The organism is Haladaptatus salinisoli (assembly GCF_020614375.1).
Taxonomy (GTDB): domain Archaea; phylum Halobacteriota; class Halobacteria; order Halobacteriales; family Haladaptataceae; genus Haladaptatus; species Haladaptatus salinisoli.
The window spans coordinates 1,271,539-1,297,676 of the sequence record NZ_CP085327.1 but is presented as its reverse complement, the minus strand read 5'-3'; the positions used below and the strand labels follow the sequence as shown (position 1 = coordinate 1,297,676).

22 protein-coding genes are annotated in these 26,138 nt (G+C 66.9%); 12 read left to right on the top strand and 10 right to left on the bottom strand.

All coding sequences use genetic code 11. From position 1 onward, the window contains the following. The first annotated feature begins 16 nt into the window (after positions 1-16). From proS to gltB, 3 genes are all read left to right on the top strand, one after another. Positions 17-1,474 (top strand): proline--tRNA ligase, encoded by a 1,458-nt coding sequence (gene proS, locus LIX00_RS07085; protein WP_227355502.1) that lies wholly within the window; start codon positions 17-19, stop codon positions 1,472-1,474. Positions 1,475-1,807: 333 nt separating this feature from the next. Further along, positions 1,808-2,308 carry an Lrp/AsnC family transcriptional regulator gene (locus LIX00_RS07080; protein ID WP_227355501.1) on the top strand — a complete coding sequence of 167 codons (501 nt, stop codon included), beginning with the start codon at positions 1,808-1,810 and terminating at the stop codon, positions 2,306-2,308. A gap of 201 nt (positions 2,309-2,509) precedes the next feature. After that, positions 2,510-6,964, top strand: coding sequence for a glutamate synthase large subunit (gene gltB, locus LIX00_RS07075; protein WP_227355500.1), 4,455 nt, complete (start codon positions 2,510-2,512; stop codon positions 6,962-6,964). A gap of 33 nt (positions 6,965-6,997) precedes the next feature. On the opposite strand, the gene LIX00_RS07070 is transcribed toward gltB, so the two are convergent. After that, complete coding sequence (locus LIX00_RS07070) at positions 6,998-7,732, bottom strand: GNAT family N-acetyltransferase (protein WP_227355499.1); 735 nt, start codon at positions 7,730-7,732, stop codon at positions 6,998-7,000. 158 nt (positions 7,733-7,890) lie between these two features. Between LIX00_RS07070 and LIX00_RS07065 the strand changes: the two genes are divergently transcribed. Together LIX00_RS07065 and LIX00_RS07060 are read left to right on the top strand one after the other, a co-directional pair. Then, a complete protein-coding gene (locus tag LIX00_RS07065) occupies positions 7,891-8,880 on the top strand; it encodes an NAD-dependent epimerase/dehydratase family protein (RefSeq protein ID WP_227355498.1) in 990 nt (329 codons plus the stop codon). A gap of 289 nt (positions 8,881-9,169) precedes the next feature. Then, positions 9,170-10,219, top strand: coding sequence for an NAD(P)-dependent glycerol-1-phosphate dehydrogenase (locus LIX00_RS07060; RefSeq protein ID WP_227355497.1), 1,050 nt, complete (start codon positions 9,170-9,172; stop codon positions 10,217-10,219). 27 nt (positions 10,220-10,246) lie between these two features. Here LIX00_RS07060 and LIX00_RS07055 read toward each other — a convergent pair whose 3' ends face one another. The 4 genes from LIX00_RS07055 to LIX00_RS07040 are packed head-to-tail and all read right to left on the bottom strand — an operon-like array spanning position 10,247 to position 13,899. Then, positions 10,247-11,134 (bottom strand): ABC transporter permease, encoded by an 888-nt coding sequence (locus LIX00_RS07055; protein WP_227355496.1) that lies wholly within the window; start codon positions 11,132-11,134, stop codon positions 10,247-10,249. Continuing rightward, the gene (locus LIX00_RS07050; protein ID WP_227355495.1) at positions 11,131-12,066 is read right to left on the bottom strand and encodes an ABC transporter ATP-binding protein; all 936 of its coding nucleotides are present in this window, start codon (positions 12,064-12,066) and stop codon (positions 11,131-11,133) included. Before LIX00_RS07050 ends, LIX00_RS07055 begins: the two co-directional genes overlap by 4 nt. Positions 12,067-12,121: 55 nt before the next feature. Next, positions 12,122-12,955, bottom strand: a complete 834-nt coding sequence (locus LIX00_RS07045; RefSeq protein ID WP_227355494.1) for an ABC transporter permease subunit — start codon at positions 12,953-12,955, stop codon at positions 12,122-12,124. After that, entirely contained in the window at positions 12,952-13,899 is a 948-nt protein-coding gene (locus tag LIX00_RS07040; protein ID WP_227355493.1) for an ABC transporter ATP-binding protein, read from the bottom strand. The genes LIX00_RS07045 and LIX00_RS07040 overlap by 4 nt, the downstream gene beginning before the upstream one ends. Before the next feature lie 131 nt (positions 13,900-14,030). On the opposite strand from LIX00_RS07040, the gene LIX00_RS07035 reads away from it, so the two are divergent. Then, positions 14,031-14,525, top strand: coding sequence for a GNAT family N-acetyltransferase (locus LIX00_RS07035; protein ID WP_227355492.1), 495 nt, complete (start codon positions 14,031-14,033; stop codon positions 14,523-14,525). Between the two features lie 302 nt (positions 14,526-14,827). Here LIX00_RS07035 and LIX00_RS07030 read toward each other — a convergent pair whose 3' ends face one another. Next, complete coding sequence (locus tag LIX00_RS07030; RefSeq protein WP_227355491.1) at positions 14,828-16,630, bottom strand: S9 family peptidase; 1,803 nt, start codon at positions 16,628-16,630, stop codon at positions 14,828-14,830. A 216-nt stretch (positions 16,631-16,846) separates the two neighbouring features. Between LIX00_RS07030 and LIX00_RS07025 the strand changes: the two genes are divergently transcribed. Continuing rightward, a complete protein-coding gene (locus tag LIX00_RS07025) occupies positions 16,847-17,140 on the top strand; it encodes a HalOD1 output domain-containing protein (RefSeq protein WP_227355490.1) in 294 nt (97 codons plus the stop codon). Between the two features lie 4 nt (positions 17,141-17,144). Next, positions 17,145-17,336, top strand: a complete 192-nt coding sequence (locus LIX00_RS07020; RefSeq protein ID WP_227355489.1) for a hypothetical protein — start codon at positions 17,145-17,147, stop codon at positions 17,334-17,336. Between the two features lie 102 nt (positions 17,337-17,438). Here LIX00_RS07020 and LIX00_RS07015 read toward each other — a convergent pair whose 3' ends face one another. Continuing rightward, on the bottom strand, positions 17,439-17,603 hold the full coding sequence (locus LIX00_RS07015; protein WP_227355488.1) for a hypothetical protein: 165 nt from the start codon (positions 17,601-17,603) through the stop codon (positions 17,439-17,441). Between the two features lie 74 nt (positions 17,604-17,677). Between LIX00_RS07015 and LIX00_RS07010 the strand changes: the two genes are divergently transcribed. The 4 genes from LIX00_RS07010 to LIX00_RS06995 all read left to right on the top strand — a co-directional run bounded on the left by LIX00_RS07010 (position 17,678) and on the right by LIX00_RS06995 (position 20,992). Then, a complete protein-coding gene (locus tag LIX00_RS07010; protein ID WP_227355487.1) occupies positions 17,678-18,292 on the top strand; it encodes a DUF7344 domain-containing protein in 615 nt (204 codons plus the stop codon). Positions 18,293-18,361: 69 nt separating this feature from the next. Beyond that, positions 18,362-19,438, top strand: a complete 1,077-nt coding sequence (locus LIX00_RS07005) for a glycosyltransferase (RefSeq protein WP_227355486.1) — start codon at positions 18,362-18,364, stop codon at positions 19,436-19,438. 76 nt (positions 19,439-19,514) lie between these two features. Further along, positions 19,515-20,186, top strand: a complete 672-nt coding sequence (locus LIX00_RS07000) for an ABC transporter ATP-binding protein (RefSeq protein WP_227355485.1) — start codon at positions 19,515-19,517, stop codon at positions 20,184-20,186. Beyond that, positions 20,183-20,992 carry an ABC transporter permease gene (locus tag LIX00_RS06995; protein ID WP_227355484.1) on the top strand — a complete coding sequence of 270 codons (810 nt, stop codon included), beginning with the start codon at positions 20,183-20,185 and terminating at the stop codon, positions 20,990-20,992. Before LIX00_RS07000 ends, LIX00_RS06995 begins: the two co-directional genes overlap by 4 nt. Before the next feature lie 29 nt (positions 20,993-21,021). Here the strand turns inward: LIX00_RS06995 and LIX00_RS06990 are convergent, their stop codons facing one another. The 3 genes from LIX00_RS06990 to LIX00_RS06980 form a co-directional block, all read right to left on the bottom strand. Continuing rightward, positions 21,022-23,040, bottom strand: a complete 2,019-nt coding sequence (locus tag LIX00_RS06990) for a S9 family peptidase (protein WP_227355483.1) — start codon at positions 23,038-23,040, stop codon at positions 21,022-21,024. Between the two features lie 30 nt (positions 23,041-23,070). Beyond that, on the bottom strand, positions 23,071-25,500 hold the full coding sequence (folP, locus tag LIX00_RS06985) for a dihydropteroate synthase (RefSeq protein ID WP_227355482.1): 2,430 nt from the start codon (positions 25,498-25,500) through the stop codon (positions 23,071-23,073). A gap of 68 nt (positions 25,501-25,568) precedes the next feature. After that, on the bottom strand, positions 25,569-26,093 hold the full coding sequence (locus LIX00_RS06980; RefSeq protein ID WP_227355481.1) for an SHOCT domain-containing protein: 525 nt from the start codon (positions 26,091-26,093) through the stop codon (positions 25,569-25,571). Between the last annotated feature and the right edge of the window lie 45 nt (positions 26,094-26,138).

Sequence of the window (26,138 nt, the reverse complement as noted above, 5' to 3'; positions counted from 1 at the left end):
GGACTGGATAGATGTAATGAGCGACAACGAACAGGAACTCGGGATAACCAAAAGCAAACAGTACGAAACCGGGGACTGGTACGCCGAAGTGGTACTGAAGGCGGGTCTCGCGGACTACGCCCCCATGGGCGGGTTCATCGTCACCCGGCCCCGGGGGTACGCCCTCTGGGAGGGCGTGCAGGACCACCTCGATTCGTGGTTCAAGGAGACGGGGTCGCGAAACGCCTACTTCCCCGCGCTCATCCCCGAGAGCTACCTCGAACGCGAGAGCGACATCGTCGAGGGGTTCGACCCCGAGGTGGCGTGGGTCACCCACGGCGGCCACGAAGAACTCGAAGAGCGCCTCGCGTTCCGTCCCACCAGCGAGAGCATCATCACGCCGTTCATGAGTCAGTGGGTGCGAAGCCACCGCGACCTCCCGCTCCGACTCAACCAGTGGTGTAGCGTCATCCGCTGGGAGGCCACCGACACGAAACCCTTCTTCCGCACCAAGGAGTTCCTCTGGCAGGAGGGCCACACCGCCCACGCGACCGAGGAGGAGGCGTGGGACGAGACGATGACCCGCCTCGAGCAGTACGCGCGCCTCTTCGAGGAGGTGCTCGCCATCCCGGTCATGCGCGGCCGCAAGCCCGAACACGACAAGTTCCCCGGCGCGGACACCACGACGACGGTGGAAGCGATGATGCCGGACGGCAAATCCGTCCAGAGCGCGACGAGCCACTACCTAGGACAGGGCTTCGCGGAGGCCTACGACCTCCTGTTCACCGACGAGAACGAGGACGAGCGCGTGGCCCACACGACCTCGTGGGGGCTGTCGTGGCGCGCGCTCGGGGCGCTCATCATGACCCACAGCGACGAACAGGGATTCGTCTGCCCGCCAGCCCTCGCGCCCGAGCAGGTCGTCATCGTCCCCATCTGGCAGGAGGAGAACCGCGAGGAGGTGCTCTCCTACGCGGCCAACGTCGCGGACGACCTCGAAGACGCCGGCGTTCGCGTCGAACTGGACGACCGCGACGAGCGCAACCCCGGTTTCAAGTTCAACGAGTGGGAGCTCAAAGGCGTCCCCGTCCGCTTCGAAATCGGCCCGAACGAGGTCCAAGACGACGAGGTGACGGTCGTCCACCGACCCGACGGCGAATCGGTCGCAGAGAGTCGCGTCGGTATCGCCGAAGCGGTGGAAGACCACCTCGACGCGGTGTACGACAAACTGTACGAATCGGCCGAGGAGAACCTCGAAGCGAACATCCGCGAAGCCGACTCCCGCGCCGACATCCTCGGCACCATCGGTCAGCACGGCGGCTACGTGAAGACGGCGTGGTGCGGCGACGAAGCGTGCGAAGCCGAGATCAAGGACCAGATCGCGGCGGAGATAGTCATGGTGCCCCTCGACAGGGACGAAGAACCCGTCGGCGACGAGTGCGCCGTCTGCGGCGACGAGAGCGAGGAGACGGCGTACTTCGCCAAGACCTACTGAGCCTCCGTCGTTCTTCGTCCCGCACCGCGGTTGAACGCCCGCGCGGTTTCGAAAGTCCTTCGACGGGTCGTGCGACGCCGCGCGTTTCTGCGATCGGTGTTGAAGGACGAACCACGATTCTCACCAGTTCGGGAAGGATAATCGATGGGTGGTTTCCGGGGAAGGTTGGAAAAGAAAATTATATAGCGGTTTGAGTGGATTTTTCGCACGATATCTTGAGGGAAGTTGGGACAATCGTCCCGGCCGACACGTATTGTAATCCGTAGGAACACGATTCATACAACCCGGTAATTCTTAGCAAAGTTTTAGAAACCCGACTACGACCGCTTAGACATGGCAGACGTTAATCTAGACGAAAAGGACTTCAAAATCCTTCGATGGCTCGACAGAGAAGGTGACATCGACGTGGACGAAGTGAGCGACGAACTCGGAATCAGCACTTCGACGGTGTATTATCGACTCGACAAGTACCGCAAACAGGGTATCCTGTCGGGCACCGTCTCGAAACTCGACGCTCGCGAACTCGGACTCGAACTCACCGCCATCACGGAGATTCGGAGCGAGTACGGCCCGGACTACGAGGATATCGGCGAGAATCTGTGCGGCATCTCGGGGGTGCAGACCGTCTACTTCATGCTCGGCGATAAGTCGTTCACCGTCATCGCCCACCTACGCGACCACGACCACCTGCAGGAGTACATCGACAACATCATCCACACCGACGGCATCGAACACTCCTCGACGCAGATCGTGTTGCGAACGTTCAAGGATGAATCGCGGCTTCTCGTCAACTACGACGAAGACGACCTGCAGGCGCTCATCGAACGGGAGTAATGGAGAGATTTGACGATCGACCGCTAATTGCGGAGCTTATCGGTCAGTTAGGCACGAACCAATCGACTAGTTCTCGGTCTTGTCGTTTATTTCCGGGATATTTCACCGTTTGACCACTATATAAGGTGATAGTATTGACAATAGCATTCATTTAGTCCTTCAGGAGTAGTCTCTTATACCGTCTGGCCATGCAGGATGACAATGACTCACGGACTCGCCGACCCGACCGACCAGCGGTCGAACTGCGGCGTCGGCATCGTCATGGACCTCGATGCCGACGCCAGCCACGGGATAGTATCGGACGGCGTCTCGCTGCTCGCCAACCTCGAACACCGCGGAACCACGGGCGCGGAACCGAATACCGGGGACGGTGCCGGCATCCTCGTCCAACGACCGGACTCCTTTTTCGCGGCGGAACTCGACCGCGAACTTCCGGAGACGTACGCCGTCGGTCAGCTGTTCCTCCCCCGCGCCGACGACGCTCGCCGCCGACTGCGACGAACCGTCGAGGAAGTCCTCGAAGCCGAGGGGCTGACGGTGTTCCACTGGCGCGCGGTTCCGACCGACAACGACGACCTCGGCGAGACGGCGCTCGATTCGGAACCCGCGGTCGTCCAGTGTTTCGTCCGGCCGTCGGCGGGACAGTCGACCGACGCGTTCGACCGAAGCCTGTACGTCGCGCGGCGCGTCCTGGAGAAGGAAGTCGAGGCGCGCGACGAGGAACTCTACGTCTGTTCGCTCGACCGGAAGACGCTGGTCTACAAGGGACTGCTAACGGGCGAGCAACTCCCGCGGTACTACCCCGACCTCGCGGACGAGCGGTTCGAGTCCTCGCTCGCCATGGTTCACGCCCGCTTCTCGACGAACACGCTCGGCGCGTGGCACCTCGCGCACCCCTACCGGCGCGTCGTCCACAACGGCGAGATAAACACCATCCGAGGGAACGTCAACTGGATGGCGGCGCGCCAGACCGACCTCGAAAGCGAGCGCCTCGGCGAGGACATCGACCGTATCACGCCCGTCACGCACGCCGACCAGAGCGACACCGCCGTCGTCGACAACGTCCTCGAACTCCTCCTGCAGGACGGCCGCGACCTGCCCCACGCCCTTCGGATGCTCGTGCCGGAGGCGTGGCGCGAGCGCACCGACGGCGACCGACGGGCGTGGTACGACTTCCACGCCTCGCTGGTCGAACCGTGGGACGGTCCCGCGCTCGTCGCCGCGACCGACGGCGAGCGCGTCGGTGCGGTGCTCGACAGAAACGGTCTCCGGCCCTGCCGGTACGACCTGACGGAAGACGACCGACTGGTGATGGCGAGCGAGGCCGGGGCGCTCGACACGCCCGACGAGGAGATAGTCGAGCGGGGCCGTCTCCGGCCCGGACAGCTCTTTCTCGCCGACCCCGAAGCGGGAGGGGTCGTCTCCGACGAGGAGGTGTTCGACGACCTGACCGACGAGCGGTACGCCGAGTGGGTGGAGCGAGAGCAGCTACACCTGCCCGATGTCGCCGACCCGACCCCCGACGAGCGACCGGGGTCGCTCCGCGCCCGGCAGGCGGTCTGGGGGTACACCCACGACGAACTGACCGAACTCCTCGAACCGATGGCGAACGACGGCAAGGACCCGGTCGGGTCGATGGGCGACGACACGCCCCTCTCCGTGCTCTCGGAGTTCGACCGCCCGCTGTTTTCCTACTTCAAACAGCTGTTCGCGCAGGTGACGAACCCGCCGCTCGATTACATCCGCGAGGAACTGGTGACGAGCCTCGAAACTCGGCTCGGTCGGCAGCGCAACCTCCTCTCGGAGTCGCCGGCCCACGCCCGACAACTCGTCCTCGACTCGCCGGTGCTGACCGACCCGGAACTGGCCGCGGTGAAGGAGGCGGGCCTCCCGACCGAGGTCGTGGACGTCACGTTCGACCCCGACACCGACCTCCGGGACGCGGTCGAACGAGTCCGACGCGAGGTTCGAACCGCGGTCGAAGCGGGGGCCGAAATCGTCGTCCTCTCCGACCGCCGGACGAGCGACGACCGCGTTCCGATTCCGTCCCTGCTGGCGACCGGGGCGGTGCACCACCACCTCGTCCGCGAGGGGCTTCGAACCAGAACCGGTCTCGTGGTCGAGTCCGGCGACCCCCGGACCGTCCACCACCTCGCAACGCTCGTCGGCTACGGCGCGGGCGCGGTCAACCCCTACCTCGCGTACCGAACCATCGCCGACCTCGTCGCGGGGCCGGACGGCGCGGACGAAGCGGAGGCCATCGAGGCCTACGTCTCCGCGCTGGAGGCGGGTCTGCTGAAGACGACGGCGAAGATGGGCATCTCGACGGTCGAGAGCTACCGCGGCGCGCAGGTGTTCGAGGCGGTCGGCCTCGACGGCGAGTTCGTCGCGGAGTACTTCGAAGGCACCGAAAACCGAACCGAGGGCATCGGCATCGAGGAGATAGAGGAGGACGCGCTCGCGCGCCACGAGGCGGCGTTCGAGGACGAATCGGACCTCGACCGACGGGGCGAGTTCGAGCACCGCTCGAACGGCATCCACCACCAGTGGAACCCGAAGACGGTCGGCGCGCTTCAGCGCGCGGTCAGACAGGGGAGCGACGAGGAGTATCGGGAGTTCGCCGCCGCGATAAACGATCAGCAGGAGCGACTTCAGACCCTGCGTGGGCTCCTCGAGTTCGACACCGAGGGGCGCGAGTCGATCCCCGTCGAGGAGGTCGAACCGGTCGAGGACATCGTGAAACGATTCTCGACGGCGGCGATGAGCCTCGGTTCGCTGTCGCCCGAGGCCCACGAGAACAACGCCATCGCCATGAACCGAATCGGCGGCAAGGCCAACACCGGCGAGGGCGGTTCGCCGCCCGAGCGGTTCGACACCGAGCGCGAGTGCTCGGTGAAGCAGGTCGCCAGCGGGCGGTTCGGCGTCACGAGCAGGTACCTCCAGGCGGCGGACGAACTCCAGATAAAGATGGCGCAGGGGTCGAAACCCGGCGAAGGCGGTCACCTTCCCGGCGGGAAGGTGAACGAGACGATCGCCCACGTCCGCCACGCCACGCCCGGCGTCGGCCTCATCTCGCCGCCGCCGCAACACGACATCTACAGCATCGAGGACCTGAAACAGCTCGTCTACGACCTGAAGGCGGCGAGCGACGGGGTCGATATCAACGTGAAGCTCGTCTCGGAGGCGGGCATCGGGACCATCGCGGCCGGCGTCGCCAAGGCCGACGCGGACGTCGTCCACGTCTCGGGCCACTCCGGCGGAACCGGCGCGAGTCCCCGCACGTCCATCAAGAACGCCGGACTCCCGTGGGAACTCGGCCTCGCCGAGGCGAACCAGATGCTCCGGCGGACCGGGCTTCGCTCGCGCATCCGGGTGAGCGTCGACGGCGGTCTGAAGACCGGGCGTGACGTGGCCGTCGCCGCCCTGCTCGGCGCGGAGGAGTACGTCTTCGGTACGGCGAGCCTCGTCACCAGCGGCTGCGTGATGGCCCGCCAGTGTCACGAGAACACCTGTCCGGTCGGCATCGCCACGCAGGACGAGGATCTCAGGGCGCGCTTCCCCGGCGAACCCGACCACGTCGTGAACTACATGACGTTCATCGCGCGGGAACTCCGCGAGTACATGGCCGAACTCGGGTTCGAGACGGTCGAGGAGATGGTCGGGCGCGCGGACGTGCTCCGCCAGCGCGAGACGACCCACCCGAAGGCCCGACACCTCGACCTCTCGGCGGTGCTCGCCGCGCCCGACGCCTCCGGCGGGCGAACCAAGACGCGGGAGCAGGACCATGAACTGGACGAGCACTTCGACCGCGACTTGCTCGCCGACGCCCGCCCCGCCCTCGACGACGGGCGGGCGGTCGAACTCGAACGGTCGATTTCGAACCGCGACCGGGCCGTCGGCGCGCTGCTCTCGGGGCGCATCTCGGCGAAACACGGCGCGTCGGGACTTCCCGACGGAACCGTCTCCTGTCGGTTCGAGGGCACCGCGGGCCAGAGCTTCGGCGCGTTCTGCCAGTCGGGCGTCGACCTGTTCCTAACCGGGGCCGCGAACGACTACGTCGGAAAGGGTCTCTCCGGCGGTCGAATCGTCGTGCGGACGCCCGACGACGGGGGCTACGACGCCAACGACGTCCTCGTCGGTAACGTCGCGCTCTACGGCGCGACGGCGGGCGAGGCCTACGTCAACGGCGTCGCGGGCGAGCGATTCGGCGTCCGCAACAGCGGCGCGAAGGCGGTCGTCGAGGGCGTCGGCGACCACGGCTGCGAGTACATGACCGGCGGCGTCGTGGTCGTGTTGGGCGACACCGGCGAGAACTTCGCCGCCGGAATGACCGGCGGGGTGGCCTACGTCCTCGACGACGGGGCGTTCGAGGAGAGCGTCAACGACGGAACCGTGTCGCTCTCGGACGAACTGGACGACCGCGACGAGGCGGTGCTCCGGCGCTTGGTCGAGAACCACGCCGCCGGCACCGGGAGCGAGAGGGCGCGGGCGCTGCTGGAGAACTGGGAGGCGGCGAAAGAACGGTTCGTAAAGGTCATGCCCGACGCCTACCGGCGGGCCATCGTGGAGGGCCAAGAGGACGTTCGCACCTCGCCGCCCAGTTCGGTTTCGGCGGGCGGACGGGCGTCGGGGTACGAGGTCGTCTCAGACGATTGAGGACGGGCGGACGACCGGGACGACGCCGACCGTTCAGAGGTACGCCGCGTCCCACCGCGTCGCCTTACGCTTGTTTCCGCACTCGTTGCACTCGATTCGCTCCATGCTGTCCATCGAGTTGTCGAACGACTCGCAGTTCGAGCAGAAGTACCCGTAGCGGTTCTCGGCCGCCTCGTCGGTGAACACGACGAAAAACGGGGCTTTCGAGCCGCGACTGCTCTCCGCGCGGTTGATGTAGAGGGTTCGCCCCTCGACCTCTCGGGGCTCCAGCACCGTCTTGTCGGTTTCCGCGTAGACGTTCTCCGTGTAGGTCTGACCGCCGATATCGGTCGTCCGCTCGCTCACCTTCTCGAAACCGTGTTGCCGATAGAACTCGTTGCCCTCCTCGTTGTCGGCGAGCACCAGTCCCGAAAGCGTCTTGACGCCTCTATCCGTGAGAACCTCCTGCGTCCGCCCGAGGAGCGACGTTCCGATGCCTCCGCCCCGATGGTCGGGGTCGACGTGCAACCAGAGGATGTTGCCCTCCGGAACGTCCGGGAGCATGTCGCTCTGCGTGAAACCGACCACGTCGCCCCCTTCGAGCGCGACGAGAAACAGCATCCCGCGGCTCTTGAACTCGGATTCGAGGCTCTCGTCGGAGAACCACTCCTCGACGGCGTGGTCGATGACGTCCTCGTCCAAAAAGTGACTGTACGTCGACGCGAGCGACCGTGACGCTACGTCTCGAATACCGGATATGTCTTCGGTTCGTGCTTCGCGTACCTGCATATGTAGGTTACTCCCGCGTGGAAGTTAAACATTGTACCGGCCGCCGTCCTCCGCTTCCGTCCGTCGTCCCCTCGGCCACCGTCCCCATCGTCCATCCGCCGTCTCTCGGTCCTTTCCGCCTTCGGTAGCGTTTTGCCGAAGCACGCGCGTGTCCCGGTATGGACTCCGCACTCGTCATCGGGGGGACGCGGTTCATCGGTCGCCACCTCGTGACGGACCTGCTCGACAACGGCTACGACGTGACGATTTTCAACCGCGGCAACCACGATAACCCCTTCGCGGAGACCGAGGGCGTCGACCACTTCGAGGGCGACCGGACGAACGACGCGGCCCTCGAACGGGCCGCGGAGGCGGTCGACCCGGACGTCGTCGCGGACTGCGTGGCCTACCACCCGCGCGACGTTCGCGCCGCGACGGAAATCTTCGCGGACGTGGACGGCTACGTCTACATCTCCAGCGGGAGCGCCTACGCGAGCGAGGAGATTCCCAAGCGCGAGGGCGAGACGGAGCTCTGCGACTGCACGCCCGAACAGGCGGCGGACGATTCGGCGGACTCCTACGGGCCGCGGAAGGCGGAGGGCGACCGCGCCGTCTTCGAGGCGGCGGAGCGCGGCGTGAACGCGACGAGCGTTCGCCCCTGCATCGTCTACGGTCCCCACGACTACACCGAGCGCCTCGATTTCTGGCTCGACCGCGCGAACCGCTACGACCGCCTGCTCGTCCCCGGCGACGGCCAGAACCTCTGGCACCGCGCCTACGTCGAGGACGTGGCGAGCGCCCTGCGAATCGTCGCCGAGCGCGGCGAACCGGGCGAGGCGTACAACGTCGGCGACCGCCGACTCGTCACGATGGACGAGATGCTCGAACTGATAGCGGACGCGCTCGACACCTCCGTCGAACTCGTCCACGCCAGCGACCGCGAACTCTCCACGGCGGGTCTCTCGGTGGACGACTACATCCTCTACCGCGACTACCCGCACGTCCTCGATACGAACGAACTGGCGTCGCTCGGATGGGAGTCGACTCCCGTCGAGGAGGCGATGGCCCGAACCGTCGAGGAGCACCTGGAGAGCGACCGCGACGGGAGCGAGCACGACCCCGGACGCGAGAAGGAGGAGCGAGTGCTGGGCGTGCTGGAGACGATTTGAGGCGTCGACGGAAACGCGACCCTCTCACGTCGACGGTTGTTCCGACGGCAGCACTCCGCCGATGCCGAGCAACAATCCGAGTTGATACCAGCGGGAGACCATAGCGAAAGTGAACAGTTCACTCACAAAATTGTATCGACAGTTCGGTGCTGTCGCTATCTCCACTGCGGGAACTCGCTCGACGCGAACGGGCCCCTCGAAGGCGTCGCGTCGGAGACTCGTTCGTCGCGGAACGCCCGACCGTCTCGGGAGCGGAACTGGTTTCACAGTCCCCAAACGAGTGAGGGGTATGTTCGAGAAACGGACGTGGATACGCCTTCCGCGAAACGTGGTGGTGGGCCACGGGGTGCTCTCGGAGACGGTGGACGCCATCTCCGAACTACACCTCCACGGCGTCCCCCTCCTCGTGACGAGTCCGACGCCCAACGAGGTGGCGGGCGAGCGCGTCGTGGCGCAGTTCGAGGACGCTGGAATCGACGTCGAGACGGTCATCGTCGAGGAAGCGAGCTTCGCCGCCGTCCAACGAGTGATGGACGCGGCCGGCGAGGTGGACGCGGGCTACCTCGTCGGCGTCGGCGGCGGGAAGGCCATCGACATCGCCAAGATGGCGAGCGACGAACTGGGGCGGGGCTTCGTCTCGATTCCGACCGCGGCGAGCCACGACGGCATCGTCAGCGGTCGGGGGTCGGTTCCGGAGAAGGACACCAGACACAGCGTCGCCGCGGAACCGCCGCTCGCGGTGGTCGCCGACACGGAGATACTCGCCGACGCGCCGTGGCGGCTCACCACCGCCGGCTGCGCCGACATCATCAGCAACTACACCGCCGTCAAGGACTGGCGGCTCGCCAACCGACTGCAGAACGTCGAGTTCTCCGAGTACGCCGCCGCGCTCTCGGAGATGACCGCCGAGATGCTGGTGGACAACGCCGGCTCCATCAAGCCCGGCCTCGAAGAGTCGGCGTGGGTGGTCACCAAGGCGCTCGTCTCCTCCGGCGTCGCCATGAGCATCGCCGGGTCGTCGCGCCCGGCCAGCGGCGCGGAACACCTCTTTTCGCACAAACTCGACCGGATCGCGCCCGGCGCGGCGCTCCACGGCCATCAGGTCGGCGTCGGCTCCATCATCGCGGAGTACCTCCACGGCGGCGACTGGCGCGGCATCCGCGACGCGCTGGCGACCCTCGGCGCGCCGACCACGGCGGACGAACTCGGCGTCGACGCCGAAACCGTCGTCGAAGCGCTCACGACGGCCCACGAGATACGCGACCGTTATACGATTCTCGGCAACGGGATGAACGAAGCAGCGGCCGTCGAGGCGGCGGAGCGGACCGGCGTCATCTGAACTCGACGAAAAAGGAGTCGCGGGACGTTAGCTCAGGTCGGCGTCGCGGAACCGCCAGTAACCGATCGCGACCGGCACGACCAGCCACGCGGCGAGGATGACGAGCGAGAACCACTCGTCGAGGTAGAACGGGACGGTTCCACCCTGCACGAGGTCGGCCAGCGACGGCGCGGCCCCCGTGGTCGTCTCGCCGCTTGGTCCGACGACGACGGACTGGGTTCCGGCGGAGTCGATGAACAGCCCCGACGCGGCGCCGTAGGCGTTCGACGGGTTGAGCAGTTGGAGCAGGAAGTACCACGCGGGAAGCGGCTCAGCGAAGGGGTTCGGGATGCTCCCCTCGAGCAGGTAGTAGATGGCGACCGGGACGAAGCTCCAGAGGAACTGGAAGAGGAAGAAGATGCCGATGGCGCCGGCCATCGCCCGGGAACGCGTCTTCGTGAACGCCGAGAAGCCGATGGCGATGCCCACGAACACCATGGCGAAGAAGAACGTGAGCAGGCCGAGCAGCGCGAACTCGACCAGCGGGAGCGACCCGTACTGCACCAACAAAACGACGGCACCCACGGCGAACGCGACGACCGTCGCCACCGCGACGACGCCGGTTCGACCGACGAGTTTCCCGAGAACCACGTCTCGCCGCGTGTGCGGGAGGCCGAGCAGAATCTTGATGCTGCCGGACTCGCGTTCGCCCGCGATGGCGAGATAGCCGACGACGATAGCGGCGAGCGGAACGACGAGACTCGCGGGGGCGCTCAGCCACTGGACGGCTCCGGTCGCAGACTGCTCGTCGAACAGGAAGTTGAGCGCGTACATCCCGCCCGCCGTCGTCAGCACGAACAGGGCGGTGATAGCCCAGAGCATCTTCGAGCGCGCCGCGTCCTCGAAGTCCTTGCGCGCGACGACCGCCAAACTCATGCTTCCACCTCCGATTCGAACCGCTGACTGTCCGCTTGGGTGGTGTAGGTTTCGAAGAGGTCCTCGAGCGAGGACTCCTTCGTCGTGATGTCGGTGACGGTCGCCCCGGCCTCCTCGACGCGGTTGATGACCTTCGCCTTCGCGCTCGAGTCCGTGTACGACACGGAGAGTTTGTCGCCGTCGACCGCGACGTTCGTCACCCCGCCGATGTCGGTGAGCGACACGTCGGGCACGGAATCGACGGTGAGTTCCATCGTCGCGCTCGAACCGGTCGCCTCTCGCAGTCCTTCGATGGTGTCCACGGTGACGAGTTTACCCTTGTTCATGATGCCGACGCGGTCGCAAACCGCCTCGACCTGCGAGAGGATGTGGCTGGAGAAGAACACGGCGGTGCCGCGGTCCGCCTCCGCGCGGATGATTTCGCGCATCTCGCGGACGCCGTGCGGGTCGAGGCCGGAGGAGGGTTCGTCGAGGATGAGGAGGTCGGGATCGCCGACGAGCGCCATCCCGAGGGTGACTCGCTGGCGCATCCCCTTGGAGTAGTCGCCCGCGGGGCGGGCGGCGTCCTCCGCCGAGAGGCCGACCCGCTCCAAGATGTCGTCCGCGTCCTCGTCGGTGCCCTTCGAGTCGATGGCGAACTGGATGTGCTTGCGCCCGGAGAGGCGTTCGTAGAGGTCGAACGCGTCGGGAAGGATGCCGATGCGCTCGTGGATCGCTTGCGTTTCCGCCTGCGCGTCGTAGCCGAGCACGGTCGCGCTGCCGGAGGTCGGTCGGACGTAGTCCAACAACACGTTGATGGTCGTCGATTTGCCCGACCCGTTCGGGCCGAGGAAACCGAAGATTTCTCCCTCCTCGACGGTCAGGTCGAGGTCGCGAACCGCGACCACGTCGCCGAATCGCTTGGTCAGGGACTTCGTTTGGATGGCGGCCATAGCCTCCGATTGACGCTTCGTCCATTTAAAATTACGCTGACAAACTACAGCACGCTCACCCGAGGTCGGCGCGCTCGAACGACAGGTAGCCGAGCGCGAGGGGGACGACCAGCCACGCGCCGAGCACGACCAGCATGAACCACTCTTCGAGATAGAACGGGACGGTCGCGTCCCGTCCGAGCGTGCGGAAGTAGTAGATGGGGTCTTCCGTGAAGACGAGTCCGGCGGCGCGTTGGAAGGCGTACGGCGGGCTGACGAGGTAGACGAACTCGTATAGCTGCGGGCCGATGCGCAGTCCGAGCGTGTCCTCGGCGACGAACCGGAGCGCCGCCGACGGCGATATCTGCGGTATCGTCCAGAGCACGTTGAAGACGAAGAACACGCCGACCGAACTCGCCATCGCGCGCGACCGCGACGCGCAGGCCGCCGAGAGACCGACCGCGATGCCGATGTACGTCACCGTGAAGAACGACAGCAGCAGGAAGAACTGCGCGAACACCACGAAATCGACGGAGTCGAGCAGCGCCACGCCCAGCGCACCGGCGACGCCGAACGCGAGAACTAACCCGACGGTGACGACGAGGGAGCGGCCGACGAACTTCCCGACGACGAGGTCGAGGCGCGTGTTCGGAAGCCCCAGCAGGTACTTGATGCTCCCCGACTCGCGTTCCCCGGCGATGGAGAGGTACGCGATGACGAGCGCGCTGATGGGGACGATGAAGATTCCGACCATGGAGACGAGCCGAAGGACGTTCGTCATGGTGACGTGCGACGGGGCGACGTAGACGCTGAGCGCCAACACCACCACGTACAGGGAGACGAGCGCCCACAGGCCCTTCGAACGTCGGGAGTCGACGAAATCCTTCTTCGCCACCGAGCGCCAACTCATGCCGACACCTCCGGGGGGGCTTCGGTCGCTCCGTCCGCCGGTTCGTCGTCCGTCGTGTAAGAGGCAAACAGCTCTTCGAGCGACGCCTCCTCCGACTCGATGTCGGTTATGCTCGCCGCGGCGTCGACGCGCTTGACGACTCGCGCCTTCGCCCCCGGGTCGGTGAACGACACCCGAAGCGTCGAATCCTCGACCGCGACGCCGGAGACCCCGGCGATGCTCGTCAGGTCGAGACCGCTCGGGACGCGCTCGACGTCGAGGAGCAACTGCGACCCCGCGCCGGCCACCTCGCGGAGTCCCTCGACCGTGTTCTCGGCGACCAGTTCACCCTCGTTCATGATGCCGACGCGGTCGCAAACCGCCTCGACCTCCGAGAGGATGTGACTGGAGAAGAACACGGCGGTTCCCCGCTCGGCCTCGCCGCGGATGATTTCGCGCATCTCGGCCATCCCGTGCGGGTCGAGGCCGGAGGAGGGTTCGTCGAGGATGAGGAGGTCGGGGTCGCCGACCAACGCGGACGCCAGCGCGAGGCGTTGGGTCATCCCCTTGGAGTAACCGCCGACCTTTCGGTCGGCGTCCTCCGCCGAGAGGCCGACCCGGTCTATCAGCGCCGCCGGGTCGTCGTCCGCGTCCTTCGCGTCGATGGCGAATTCGAGGTGTTCCAATCCGGACAACCGACCGTAGAGGTCGTACCCCTCCGGGAGGATGCCGATGCGGTCGCGGATGAGTCGCGACTCCCGCTGCGCGTCGCGGCCGAGAACCGTCGCCGTTCCCCCGCTCGGGCGCATGAAATCCAACAGCATATTGATTGTCGTGGACTTGCCCGCGCCGTTCGGGCCGAGGAAACCGAACACCTCGCCCTCCTCGACGGTGAAGGTCAGGTCGCGAACCGCGACCACGTCGCCGAATCGCTTGGTCAGGGACTTCGTTTGGATGGCGGCCATGCCCGGAATTTACTCGCCACCTATATGTGTTTTCTGCTCTTTGACAAGTTCGGACGAGGGCCCGCGGGCGACCCGAACCCCCGCCGTCGCACCTCAGCAACGCTTTTTACGGTGGTCGTCCGTTCGGTCGTATGGCCGACGCTACCATCCGCGCCGCGAACCCCGCGGACGCGGCGACCGTCCGCCGAGTCGCCCGCGAGTCGTGGCACGCCGCGTACGACGACATCCTCGGGGCGAACGCCGTGGACGAAACCGTCGACGAGTGGTACGACCCCGACGGTCTCCGCGAGAGCGCGGCCGACCCCGACCACGACTTCCTCGTCGCCGAACGCGCCGAAATCGTCGGCTTCGTTCACGTCGCGCCGATTCCGGACGAGGCGAACGTCGCGCTGCTCGTCCGCATCTACGTCGTCCCGAGCGAGTGGGGAACCGGTCTCGGCACCCGATTGCTGGAGCGCGCGGAACGACGCCTGCGCGACAGGGGCGTCGAACGACTCCGATTGAGCGTCTTCGCCGACAACGAAGTCGGCGTCGCGTTCTACGACTCCCGCGGGTTCGAGCGCGTCGAGGAACGCGAGGCGGAGGGGTTCGGCGTCCGCGAGTGCGTGTACGAGAAGGCGCTGTAGTTCGCCGTCGTCGGTCGTCGTCAGTCATCGCCAGTCGCCGCGGTACCGGGCCGAATTCAGCCGAATCGACGCAAGACGGACGGGTGGGTCGAGAGCAGTTCGTTCGCCCGACCGACGTTCCGCGGATAGAGGTTCGACTCCGTGAGTTCGACGAGCGCGTTCGACATCGCCGACGCGCCGACGAGCGGCAGAAGTCACGGATCGACGAGGACGAGAAAACGCATGGAATTACTAATACGAAAACGGGCGAGAACACGACGTCATAAACCTCGGCCGTCGAGAACGGCGGCGAACACCCCGTCTCAGACGTGTTCGTCCAGGAACTCGGCTATCGTCGTGTACGCCTCGATGCGGTTCTCCAACTTCGAGAAGCCGTGGCCCTCGTCCGGGAAGACCTGCTTCTCGACCGGGACGCCCTGCGCGGCGGCCTCGTCGGCTATCTGCTCCGCCTCACCGACCGGGACGCGGGGGTCGTTCTCGCCGTGGAGGACGAGCAGGGGGGCCTCGATGTTTCGGATGTTGTTGACGGGACTGACCGATTCGAGGAACTCCCGGTCGTCTTCGAGCGACCCGTACTCGGCCTCCCGCAATTCGCGCCGCCAGTCGCCCGTGTTCTCCAAGAAGGTGACGAAGTTGGCGATGCCGACGATGTCCACCCCGGCGGCCCAGAGGTCGGGATACTCGGTCAGCGCCGCGAGCACCATAAATCCGCCGTAGGAACCGCCCATGGCGACGATTCGGTCGGGGTCGACGACGCGCTGGTCGCGGAGCCACTTCACGCCCGCCTCGACGTCGGCGACCGAGTCCATCCGCTTTTCCACGTCGTCCAGGTGGGCGTACGCCTTGCCGTAGCCGGACGACCCGCGGACGTTCGGTTCGAAGACGGCGTAGCCGCGGTTCAGGAAGTACTGTTTGGTCGGGCTGAACGACGGCCTGCGCTGGGACTCCGGTCCGCCGTGGATGTCCACGATGACGGGCGTCTCGCCCGGCGTCGCGTCCGCAGGCACCGAGAAGAACGCCGGTAGCCGCCGGTCGTCGAAACTCTCGAAGTGGACGAGTTTCGGGCGGACGAACGTCTCGGGCGGGATTCCGGCGGTCGAGGCGTCCGTCCAGCGTTCGGCGTCGCCCGTCTCGACTTCGACCACGTAGACGTTCGTATTGGTCGCGCTCCCGGTGACGGTGATGGCGAACCGCTCCGCGTCGGGGTCGAAGCTCACGCCGCCCGCGACGCCGCGCGGGAGGTTCGGCGTCGGGAACTCGCGGATGGTCGTCTCGCCGGTCAACTCGCCGACCGTGAGTTCGGTGTAGCCGTCCTCGTTGCGCGAGTAGACGAGCCGCCCCGAATCCTCGTCGAGCGCGACGCCGTCGACGTTCCAGTCGCCGCCCTCCTCGACGACTTCGACGTCGCCCGAACCGAGGTCGAGACGCGCGAGGTAGGTCGTGTCGCTCCCCTCGTCCGTGACGAGGTAGAGGGCTTCGCCGTCGGGGCCCCAGTTGACGCTCCGGTATCGAACGTTCCCCTCGTGCGGGGTGAGGTGTTCGGCGTCCCCCGATTCGATATCGAGGACGTGGAGGTCCTGGTCGAACGAGGAGTGCGATTCGACCACCGCGAGGCGGTCGTCGTCGGGACTCCACCCGGCGACCGAGAGCCAGCCGTCCCCCTCGTGCACCAGTTCGGCGTCGTTCCCGGTCCCGTCGCGCCCCTGGACGTACACGTCGAAGACGGCTCGGTCCCGACGGTTGGACGCGAACGCGAACCGCGACCCGTCCGAGTTCCACCCGCCCCAGCGGTGCTTCGCGTCCGGCGTCCCCGTGAGGGGCGTGATGGTCTCGCCGTCGCCGTCGAGCCTGAAGAGCTGCTGGCGCTCGTTGCCGCCCTCGTCCATCCCGAAGACGAGTTCGTCCCGTTCGGGCGACCACGACGCGAAGGTGACTCGCTCGCCGTAGAACGTGAGTTGATCGGGCCACGCACCCGGTTCGTCCAGTCGCCACACCTGCGGAACGCCCGTCGCGTCCAGCAGAAAACTCAGCCGCTCGCCGTCCGGGCCGAACGAGCCGCCGGACGCGCTTCGGACGTTCAGGTACCGCTCGAAATCGTACGCCATCGTGCTCCCGTTTCGATTCGGACGTGAAAGTGCTTTGGCAAGCGGTAGCGAGCGACGTTTCGCCGCGCCGAAAAAGGTATGATTGATTACCTCTCACATCATTTAAAGAATGGAGATGCGAAGCCACAGACTTTGAAGAACCGATACCTTGATTTGAACCACGAGGAGTGATATACTATTGAAGTTACATCTCATGATTTGAACACTGATTCGGAGTTGATACATCAGTTCTCGTTCGACAGGGAGCAGGCGGACAGTATCGTCATCACCATCAGCGAGGCGATATCCCGCGTGACCGATACGCCGATGGAAGAGATGCCGCCGCTTCAGGAGACGGTCGATTGCGACGCGCTCGAAGCCCTCATCCACTCGTTCGACACGGACGGGATGGCCGGTATCGGGAAGGTACAGTTCCCGTTTCACGGCTGTACGGTGCGCGTCGATACCACCGGGACGGTGCAGGTGTTCGACGGCAATCGGCGACTCCCCTCCGATGACGCCGGGTGCTAGGTCCGTGACCGGCGAACCGGAACTGCTCTCGTTGGACGAGTTCGAGAAGCGTCTCGCCGAACTCGTCGAGGTGAGCGCCCGAAACGGTATCGGATTCGACCGTTCGTGGACGTTCCGTCGCTCGCTCGACGACGGTCCGGACGTGATGGTCGAGATCACGTATCTCCGAAAAGCGTCCGAGGAATCCGGCCGATAACGTTCTCGTTCGTCCCTCTAGCTCTCGTTACCGTTGGGTATCCGACACCTAACGAGCGCGCGCTCCGTCTCCTCTTTCGCCGGATGACGACGGGTCCGTTCGCTACGGGACGAGTTCGTCCGGTTCGGGATTCCCCCGCGAGAGCGCGACGACCGACGGGACGCCGGACGGACCGGCGGCGGCGAAGGCCGAGGGTATCGTGTCCTCGGAAAAACGGTTCAATTTCGGATTTGCGTGGCCGGACGACCGTTCACGCGACGGCGACATCGGTCGATACGAACTGAACGGAGTCGTCGGTTTAAGCGGCTTCTCGGCGTGCGGACGGTAACCGGGGTGGAGGAATGAACACGACAACGCAAGAGACACACGACCGGACGCCGTCGTCCGAACAGACACGGCCGCGTTCGTTTTCGGAGCAGGAGGTGTACGACGCGGTGAAGAACCTGCGCCGTCGGTACGTACTGTACCACGTCAACAGGGAGCGCCAACCCGTCGAACTGGGGGAACTCGCCGAACAAATCGCGGCGTGGGAGAACAACACGGACGTCGAGGACGTCACGCCGGAACAACGCAAATCGGTGTACAGCGCGCTGTATCAGACGCACCTCCCGAAGTTGGAGAGCATCGGCATCGTCTCGTACGACCGCGAATCGAAGGAGGTGTCGTTCACCGACGGCGCGGAGGATTTCGAACTGTACCTCGCCACGGACTCGCAAACGACGATTCCGTGGCACGAGCTGTATCTCGCCCTCTCGGGGGTCGGCGGGCTGTTGGTCGCCCTCGGATGGCTGAACCTCGTTCCGTTCTCCGGGTTCCAGCTCGCGGTGTTCGTCCTCGGTCTGTTCGGGATGACCGCGATGACGCACTTCTACGACCACCGCTGCTGGCAGCGACGGTTTCAGGATTCGACGCCCGACCTCGCGCTGGGGTTCGGCGACAGTCGATGGTTCCAGTGACGGGGCGGCCGTTCGCGGCGCGAACCGTATGAAAGAAGACTTTTACTTTCGCGTTTCGTGGCGGTGCGTATGCGCGTCGCGTTCGTCGCGGAGGAGACGGCTCAACACGAAGAGACGGGAGCAACGCGCCGGCTTCGGCGCACCGCGGAACTCCTCGCCGGTCGCGGCCACGACGCGCTCGTCTTCTGCGCCCCGTGGTGGGACGGCGACCACGAGACGTTCGAACGGGAGGGCGTGACGTACCGCGCGGTGACGACCGAACCGCCCGGCGAAGTCCCGTCGGGACGGTTCGCGCTCTCGCTCCCCGGCGCGCTCCGCCGCGCGAAACCGGACGTTATCCACGCCGCGGCGGTGCCGAAACACGTGCTGGCGGCGAAGACGGCGAGCAAACTCGCGCGCGCACCCCTCGTCGTGGACTGGTACGAACCGCCGCCCGCGGCCGCGGTGACCGCCTCGAAGAGCCTCCGGATGGCCGCGCGCGTGCCGGACGAGGTCATCGCGCCCTCGGAGACCGTGAAGACGCGCGTCCGGGAACTGGGCGCGAGCGCCGACGACGTGCGCGTGATTCCGAACGGCATCGACGTGGACGCCGTCCGAGACGCGCGGGTGGTCGAGGGGGCCGACATCGTCTACTCGCGCCGCCTCGACGAGGACGCCAATCTGGAGAGCCTCCTGCTCGCGCTGGCCGAACTCCGGGACAAGGGCTGGCACGCGGTCGTCGTCGGAGACGGGCCCGAGCGCGACCGATACGAGCGACAGGCCGCCGACCTCCGCATCGACGACCGGGTGGAGTTCACGGGGACCCAACCCGTCGAAAAACGCATTCCCGTGTTCCGCGGCGCGCACGTCTACGTCCAGACCGCCCGACGGGAGGCGTTCCCCACCGACCTCCTGCGCGCGCTGGCCTGCGGCTGTGCGGGGGTCGTGGAGTACCACGTCGAATCGAGCGCCCACGAACTGGTCGAACGCGAGGAGCGAACGTTCCGGACGACGAGCGAGCAGGAACTCACCGACGCGCTCCGGTCGGCCGCCGACCTCCCGCAGATGACGGAGAACGAGGAGTTCGCGCGGTACGACCACCGGTCCGTGCTGGAGCGGTATCTCGACTGCTATCGGGACGTTCGGGACTCGTTCGGCTTCTTCTGAGATTCGCCGGTCGCCGACTCCCGACCGAACGTAGGAGCGCATCTAAAGAACCTTCCGGACGAAGGCACGACACACCATGGACGCGAAACTCGAAGCCGAAGACCTCACCCGCATCGTCGACGGGGTTCGAATAGTCGACGCCGTCTCCTTCGGCGTCGCCGACGGGGAGGTTCTCGCGATCCTCGGCTCCTCGGGCGCGGGGAAATCGTCGCTGCTCCGACTGCTGAATCGGCTCGACGAACCGACGGAGGGAACCGTGTTCCTCGACGGAGAGGACTACCGCACCCTCCCCCCGCGGGAGCTTCGCCGCGCGGTCGGGTACGTCCCGCAACGGCCCGCCCTTCGCGACGGGACGGTCTTCGAGAACGTGACGGTCGGCCCCCGTCTGCGCGACGAACCGTTCGCGGACGACGCCGTCGAAGACCTCCTGAAGCGGATGGATCTCGGGGGATACGCGGAGCGGAACGTCGAGGATCTCTCCGGCGGCGAGACCCAGCGGGTCGCCGTCGCCCGGACGGTTTTCAACGATCCCGAAGTGCTCCTGCTCGACGAACCGACCGCCAGCCTCGATTCGGCGTCGGAGTCGCGGGTCGAAACGCTCCTCGAAGAACTCATCGCCGAGACCGGACTCGCGACGGTTCTCGTGACCCACGACACGTCGCAAGCGCGCCGTCTCGCCGACCGCGTGGCGCTGCTCGAAGACGGCGGACTGACGTCCGTCGGTCGCGTCTCGGAGGTGCTAGCGTGACGTTTCTCGACCAGTTCAGGGATCCGGCGGTGGCGAAGGGACTCGTTCAGATCGCCGTCGCGTCCGCGCTGGCGGCCGTCGTCCTCGGCGTCTCCTATCTGCGAAACCTCGACCTCGAAACGGAACTCGGGCGGGCGTTCGTCCGGGGATTCGTCCAGGTCGTCGCGATGGGGTCGGTCATCGGGATCCTCTTTTCGGTCGACCTCGCGTGGAGCGGTCTCGTGCTCGTCGCGATGATCGGAATCGCCGCCTGGATCTCGAAGGATCGCGGCGAGGGCGTTCCCGGCGTTCTCCGCGTTTCGCTCCTCGGAATCGCGTTCGGTGCCGGCCTCGTCATCGTCGCGATGGTCGCCGCGGGGGCTATCGAGGCGACCGTCAGGAACCTGATTCCGGTGGGCGGGATGGTCATCGCCAACGCGATGAAGACGAACTCGCTGGCGCTCGATCGGTTCAAGGGCGAGGTGGAGTCCAACCGTTCGGAGATCGAGGCCGTCCTCGCGCTGGGCGCACCCCCGGGGAAGGTGATCTCCGATTACGTGACGACGAGCGTGCGCGCCTCGCTCATCCCGATGGTGGATTCGCTGAAGAGTCTCGGACTGGTGTACATCCCCGGCATGATGTCGGGGATGATTCTCGCGGGCGCGAACCCCATCTACGCGGCCGAATACCAGTTCGTCATCATGGCGATGTTGTTCGCGGCGGGCGGACTGACCAGCATGGCCAGCACGCTGTTGGTGGGGCGGTACGCGTTCACGGAGGCGGAGCAACTGAAACCGTTCCGCGGCGAGGAAGCGGAAGCCGGGTGAGGCGTCGAGCGGGCCCCCGACGACGCCGATCAGTCGCGAGCGGGGTCGTGGCGCTCGAACCAGTCGGTGAGCGTCCGCAGGCGGTGTCGGGTGCGTTCCGGCGCGCCGATGTCGTGGTGTTCGTTCGGATAGACGACGAGCTTCGACGGAACGCCCCGTTTTTTCAGGCTGACGTAGAGCTGCTCCGCCTGCGCTGGCGGACAGCGCCAATCGTTCTCCCCGGCGGTCACGAGCGTCGGGGTGTCTATCTCCCCGACTTCGGTGATGCTCGACATGGCGCGGTAGGCGGCGAGTTCCTCCCACGGTAGGCCGACGTCGTTTTCGTACCAGTGGTGTAAGTCGCCCGTCCCGAACAGCGAGTAGAAGTCATAGATGCCGTGTTCGGGGGCGGCGGCCGCGAACGTATCGGTCCGCGCGATGATGTGGACGGTGTTGACGCCGCCCTGCGAGAGGCCGGTGACGAAGAGCCGGTCTTCGTCCGCCCAGCCGCGACGGACGGCCCACTCGACGCCCGAGATGACGTCGTCGCTCTCGCGCGGTCCCCACTCGCCGCGGATGACCTCGCTGAAATCCCGTCCGTACGACGTGCTCCCCCGGTAGTTGACCCGGAGGACGACGTACCCCTCGCCCGTCCAGTAGCAGTCGTCGAAGCCGAACCCCGGCGCGTCGTAAGCCATCGGTCCGCCGTGTATCGCGGCGATGAGCGGGCGCGGGTCGGGATCGTCGGGGTCGAACTCCGACGGCAGGTACGCGATGGCTTCCACGGTGTCGCCGTCGCCGTTCTCGAAGGTGACGCGCTCGCACCGCGGCGTCTCGACGGCGTCGACGAGGTCGGCGTTCATCGACGTGAGTCGCGTCGGTTCGTCCCCCTCGTCGATGCTTTCGAGGGGCACGGCGTACACGTCGGCGGGTTCGTCCGGGCTGGTGAGACAGAGCGCGACGGTCGATCCCGCGGCGTCGAACGACCGTATCGTCCGGTACTCGCCCTGTCGGTCGAACGCGCGCTCCGGCGCGTCGCGGGCGGCGTCGAGCCGAACGAGTCGCGTCCGCCCGCCGTCGCCGACCGAACAGAGGAGCGTCTCGTCGTCCGTCCACGTCGGCGCGCCGCCCCGCGACACGGTTCGGTCGAGCGACGCGGAGACGGAGCGATACCCCTCGACGTCGGCGACGAACACCTGACTCGGCACGTACCAGTTCGTCGACTCGCTTCCGACGAACGACAGCTTCCGACCGTCCGGACTCCAGCGGAGTTGCGAACACATCAGTTCCCCGTCGGTCACCCGGCGAAGGTCGCTCCCGTCGGGCGCGATGGTGTACGCGTCCATCGCGCTCGAATCGTCCGGGCGCTCGGTGCGATTGGAGACGAACGCGATTCGCTCCGGCCCCCACGCCGGTTGCAGGCCGGTCATCGGTTCGCGCGCCCCGCCGCCGTAGGCGTCGTCCAGTCGGCGTTCCTCCCGGGTTTCCACGTCGACCACGAACAGGTAGGTCGCCACGTCGTCGAGCCATCCCTGTCCGTCGGCCTTGTGCTGCAGGCGCTCGGTTTCAACCGGCGCGTCCTCCTCCCGGCGGGCGTCCAGATACTCCCGCTGCTCCTCGGTCGGGTCGCGCGCCGAGACGACGATGCGATCGCCGTCCGGTCCCCAGTCGAACTCGCGGACGCCCTCCTCGCGGTCGGTGACCTGGCGGGCGTCGCCGCCGCGGTCGAGGTCGAACGCCCACACCTGCGATTTCGGCTCATCGCCGTCGGGCGCGTCGCCTTCGCGTCCGGCCCGGAGCGATACGTCGCGCTCGCGGCTCGCGACGAATCCGAGTTTCGAGCCGTCCGGCGACCACTTCGGCGATCCGACGCCGGGGAGGCGCGTGAGTCGATGCGGGTCGTCGCCGCCGTCCGTCGGAACGACGAACAGCGACCGATGGTTCTCGTCGGCGTCCTCGTCCGCTTCCGTCACGACGAAGGCGACGCGGTCGCCGTCCGGGGAAAGCGAGCAGTCGGAAACGCGCCGAACGTCGTAGAGGTCGTCCAGTTCGAGCGGTCGAACGTCCATGCCCGCCGGTCACGGCGGGCACATATCAGCTTATGGTTCGTCGAACTCTTGGGGCGCTTCGGCCGCCGCCACCGCCCGAACCGCGGCGACGTTCTCCTCGACGTCGTGGACGCGGACGATGTCAGCCCCCCGCTCCGCGGCGATGGTCGTCCCGGCGACCGTCGCGGCGGTTCGGTCGTCCCCGCTCACCGAGGCGAACATCGACTTGTGCGAGTGGCCGACGAGGACGGGACAGCCGAGCGCGCGCAACTCGCCCGTCCTGCCGAGCAACGCGAAGCTCTCGGCGGGCGTCTTCGCGAAGCCGAGTCCGGGGTCGACGATTATCCGACTTCTGTCGAGGCCCGCCTTCTCCGCGAGCAGGACGCGCTCTTCCAACTCCGCGATGACGTCCTCGACCACGTCGTCGTACTCGACCGACCGCCCCGGAACCACGGGCGCGTCGAGGCTGTGCATCACCACGAGCGGGGCGTCGTACTCGGCGGCGACGAAGCGCATCTCGGGGTCTTCGAGTCCCGACACGTCGTTGACGATGTCCGCGCCCGCTTCGAGCGCGGCGCGGGCGACCGCCGCCTTCCGCGTGTCCACCGAGAGCATCGCGTCGAGGTCGCGAATCTCCTCTACGACCGGGACGACGCGCTCTATCTCCGTCTCCACCGGAACTTCGTCCGCGCCGGGGCGCGTGCTCTCGCCGCCGATATCGACGATATCCGCGCCCGCCTCGACCATCTCGGTCGCGCGCTCGACGGCGTCCTCGCGGGCCTCGTACTCCCCGCCGTCGTGGAAGCTGTCCGGCGTGACGTTGAGGATGCCCATCACCGCCGTCCGCCCTTCCCACGGGTAGCCCCGCCCGTCCCGCGTCCGCCGGATGCCGAGGGCGTTCCGGAGTTCGTCCGCGAACTCCGACAGGCCGTAGGGACCCCCCTCGAGTTCGTCGGCGAGGCGCTCGAACTGCGCCAGGGTCCCCATCAGCAGCACGTCGATATTCTCGTCGTCCCGGTCGCTCAGCCCCGACCGGGCGCACTCGCCGCCGAGGCTGAGCATCTCCTCTTTGACGTACCGGGCCTGCCTGGTCTGCACCCGCGTCTTCAGCACCCGGTGGACGGCCTCTCCGCGCATCCGCCAGACGCCGGGAGGAGCGACGTCCGCCCCTTCCAGCGCCTTTCGCGCCTCGTCCAGATCCCCGATTCGCTTCGGAATCTCGTCGCGCGTCCACCGCGACCGCGCCTCGGCCACCGCGAACAGCGACCCGGTGACGAGCACGAGGTCGTTCGGGCCCGCCTCGGCGAGGGCGTCGGAGACCGCGCTCTCGACCGACCCGATGCGCTCGACGTCGTCGGCGCGCTCCTCGAACACCCGCGCGACGACCTCCTCGTCCTCCGCCCGGTCGACGTTCGGGTGGCACGCGACGACGCGGTTCGGCGTCGGGAGCGCGTCGGCCATGCCCCGCACGTCCTTGTCGTGCATCGCGCCGAAGACGAGGTGGAACTCGTCGTAGTCGAACTCGCCGAGCGTGTCCGCGAGCGCCTCGCACGCGCCGGGGTTGTGCGCCCCGTCGAGCACCACGACGGGGTCGGTTCCCATCACTTCGAACCGCCCCGGCCAGAACCCCTTCCGGAGGCCGCGCGCGAGCGCGGCTTCGTCCACGTCGGCGACCTGCCGGGCGAGCGTCGCCGCGATCCCCGCGTTCCGGGCCTGGTACTCGCCGAGCAGCGGGATGGCCGTCTCGACCTCCCAGTCGGCACCCGACAGCGTAATCGCGGCCTCCGTGTGGTTCGTCCGCCCCTCGTAGGCGGCCCGCACGTCGCCCGAGTCGCCCACCACGACGACGTCTCCGGCCTGCTCCCGGACCGCGTCGAGGGCGTCGCCCGACGTTCCGGTGACCAACGGCGCGTCGGCGGGCGCGACGTGCGCCTTGTCGCGGGCGATCTCCTCTATCGTCTCGCCGATGATGCCGGTGTGCTCGAGCGTCACGCTGGTCACCGCCGCGGCGATCGGGTCGACCACGCTCGTCGCGTCGTAGCGCCCGCCGATACCGACCTCGAGGACGGCCACGTCCACGTCCTCGCGCCCGAAGTACCAGAGCGCCATCGCGGTCATCCCCTCGAAGAACGTCGGGGAGTCGCCGTCCGCCGCCCGGTCGGTCGCGTAGTCGTACACCGAGTCCACGAACTCGGCCACCGCGGACTTCGGTATCTTCCGCCCGTCGACCGTGACGCGCTCGCGCACGTCGTCGAAGTGCGGCGACGTGTAGAGTCCGACGGACAGTCCCGCTTCGCGGAGCGCCTGCTCGGTCATTCGAGCCGTGCTTCCCTTCCCGTTCGACCCGGCTACCTGTACGAACCGGACGCCGTCGTGGGGGTCGCCGAGGTGCGCGAGGAGGTCCGCGGTGGACTCCGTTCCCGGCTTCGGGCGGAACCGCCGCAGGTCGAAAAGAAAGTTCGCCGCCTCGTGGTAGTCCATACCTGTGACGACAGATGCCGGGCGCTTTAGATTGTCGAACTCAGACGCCGGACGGAGCGGGTTCGGCGTTATCGCTCGAATTCGCGCTCCGCCCGCCCGCGCTCTCGCCGCGCTCGCTGGTCGTCGGATCCGTCCATCGATCCGTCCATCAGCCGCTTCATCCGGCGCTCGAACTCGGCTTCGGTAATCTCGTCCTCCACGTACTTTCGTTTCAACTCGTCCATCCGGTCCTCGCTCGTCGGCTCGACCCGCTTCGACAGGCCGAGCGAATCGGCTTTGGGGTGCAGTCGCTCGGCCCGTCGGACGAGTCGCGCGAGTCGGTCGTCCCGCGGCATCGACACGCGCCGGGCCGCGGCGACCGTCAGCGCGACGAACAGCAGTCCCGCGACCAGACCGTCCAGCAGGAACGCCACGATGTACGGCGCGGCGGCGTCGAGGGCGACGAGCAGCATCGGCGTGCCGGCGGCCCCGGGGTTGCCGAGCGCCGAGAGCGCCGCGAGCAGTCCGAGCGCGGCGATGCCGACGAGCAGGACGAGCGAGAGCACCAGTCCCGCGAACAGGGCCTTGATTTTGGAGTCACCGAGCAGTCCCATCGTCCGGGTGTTGGGAGCGAGCGTACTTTAATCGTGTCCGGTCCG

What these genes read in the sequence shown, in the direction of transcription:
- LIX00_RS07040 (WP_227355493.1), bottom strand. Translation starts at nt 13,899, where the DNA reads ATGGCCGCCATCCAAACGAAGTCCCTGACCAAGCGATTCGGCGACGTG.
- LIX00_RS07050 (WP_227355495.1), bottom strand. Translation starts at nt 12,066, where the DNA reads ATGGCCGCCATCCAAACGAAGTCCCTGACCAAGCGATTCGGCGACGTG.
- LIX00_RS06990 (WP_227355483.1), bottom strand. Translation starts at nt 23,040, where the DNA reads ATGGACGTTCGACCGCTCGAACTGGACGACCTCTACGACGTTCGGCGC.
- LIX00_RS07000 (WP_227355485.1), top strand. Translation starts at nt 19,515, where the DNA reads ATGGACGCGAAACTCGAAGCCGAAGACCTCACCCGCATCGTCGACGGG.
- LIX00_RS07005 (WP_227355486.1), top strand. Translation starts at nt 18,362, where the DNA reads ATGCGCGTCGCGTTCGTCGCGGAGGAGACGGCTCAACACGAAGAGACG.
- proS (WP_227355502.1), top strand. Translation starts at nt 17, where the DNA reads ATGAGCGACAACGAACAGGAACTCGGGATAACCAAAAGCAAACAGTAC.
- LIX00_RS07035 (WP_227355492.1), top strand. Translation starts at nt 14,031, where the DNA reads ATGGCCGACGCTACCATCCGCGCCGCGAACCCCGCGGACGCGGCGACC.
- LIX00_RS07080 (WP_227355501.1), top strand. Translation starts at nt 1,808, where the DNA reads ATGGCAGACGTTAATCTAGACGAAAAGGACTTCAAAATCCTTCGATGG.
- LIX00_RS06980 (WP_227355481.1), bottom strand. Translation starts at nt 26,093, where the DNA reads ATGGGACTGCTCGGTGACTCCAAAATCAAGGCCCTGTTCGCGGGACTG.
- folP (WP_227355482.1), bottom strand. Translation starts at nt 25,500, where the DNA reads ATGGACTACCACGAGGCGGCGAACTTTCTTTTCGACCTGCGGCGGTTC.
- LIX00_RS07060 (WP_227355497.1), top strand. Translation starts at nt 9,170, where the DNA reads ATGTTCGAGAAACGGACGTGGATACGCCTTCCGCGAAACGTGGTGGTG.
- LIX00_RS07065 (WP_227355498.1), top strand. Translation starts at nt 7,891, where the DNA reads ATGGACTCCGCACTCGTCATCGGGGGGACGCGGTTCATCGGTCGCCAC.
- LIX00_RS07010 (WP_227355487.1), top strand. Translation starts at nt 17,678, where the DNA reads ATGAACACGACAACGCAAGAGACACACGACCGGACGCCGTCGTCCGAA.
- LIX00_RS07055 (WP_227355496.1), bottom strand. Translation starts at nt 11,134, where the DNA reads ATGAGTTTGGCGGTCGTCGCGCGCAAGGACTTCGAGGACGCGGCGCGC.
- LIX00_RS07030 (WP_227355491.1), bottom strand. Translation starts at nt 16,630, where the DNA reads ATGGCGTACGATTTCGAGCGGTACCTGAACGTCCGAAGCGCGTCCGGC.
- LIX00_RS07070 (WP_227355499.1), bottom strand. Translation starts at nt 7,732, where the DNA reads ATGCAGGTACGCGAAGCACGAACCGAAGACATATCCGGTATTCGAGAC.
- LIX00_RS07015 (WP_227355488.1), bottom strand. Translation starts at nt 17,603, where the DNA reads ATGTCGCCGTCGCGTGAACGGTCGTCCGGCCACGCAAATCCGAAATTG.
- gltB (WP_227355500.1), top strand. Translation starts at nt 2,510, where the DNA reads ATGACTCACGGACTCGCCGACCCGACCGACCAGCGGTCGAACTGCGGC.
- LIX00_RS07045 (WP_227355494.1), bottom strand. Translation starts at nt 12,955, where the DNA reads ATGAGTTGGCGCTCGGTGGCGAAGAAGGATTTCGTCGACTCCCGACGT.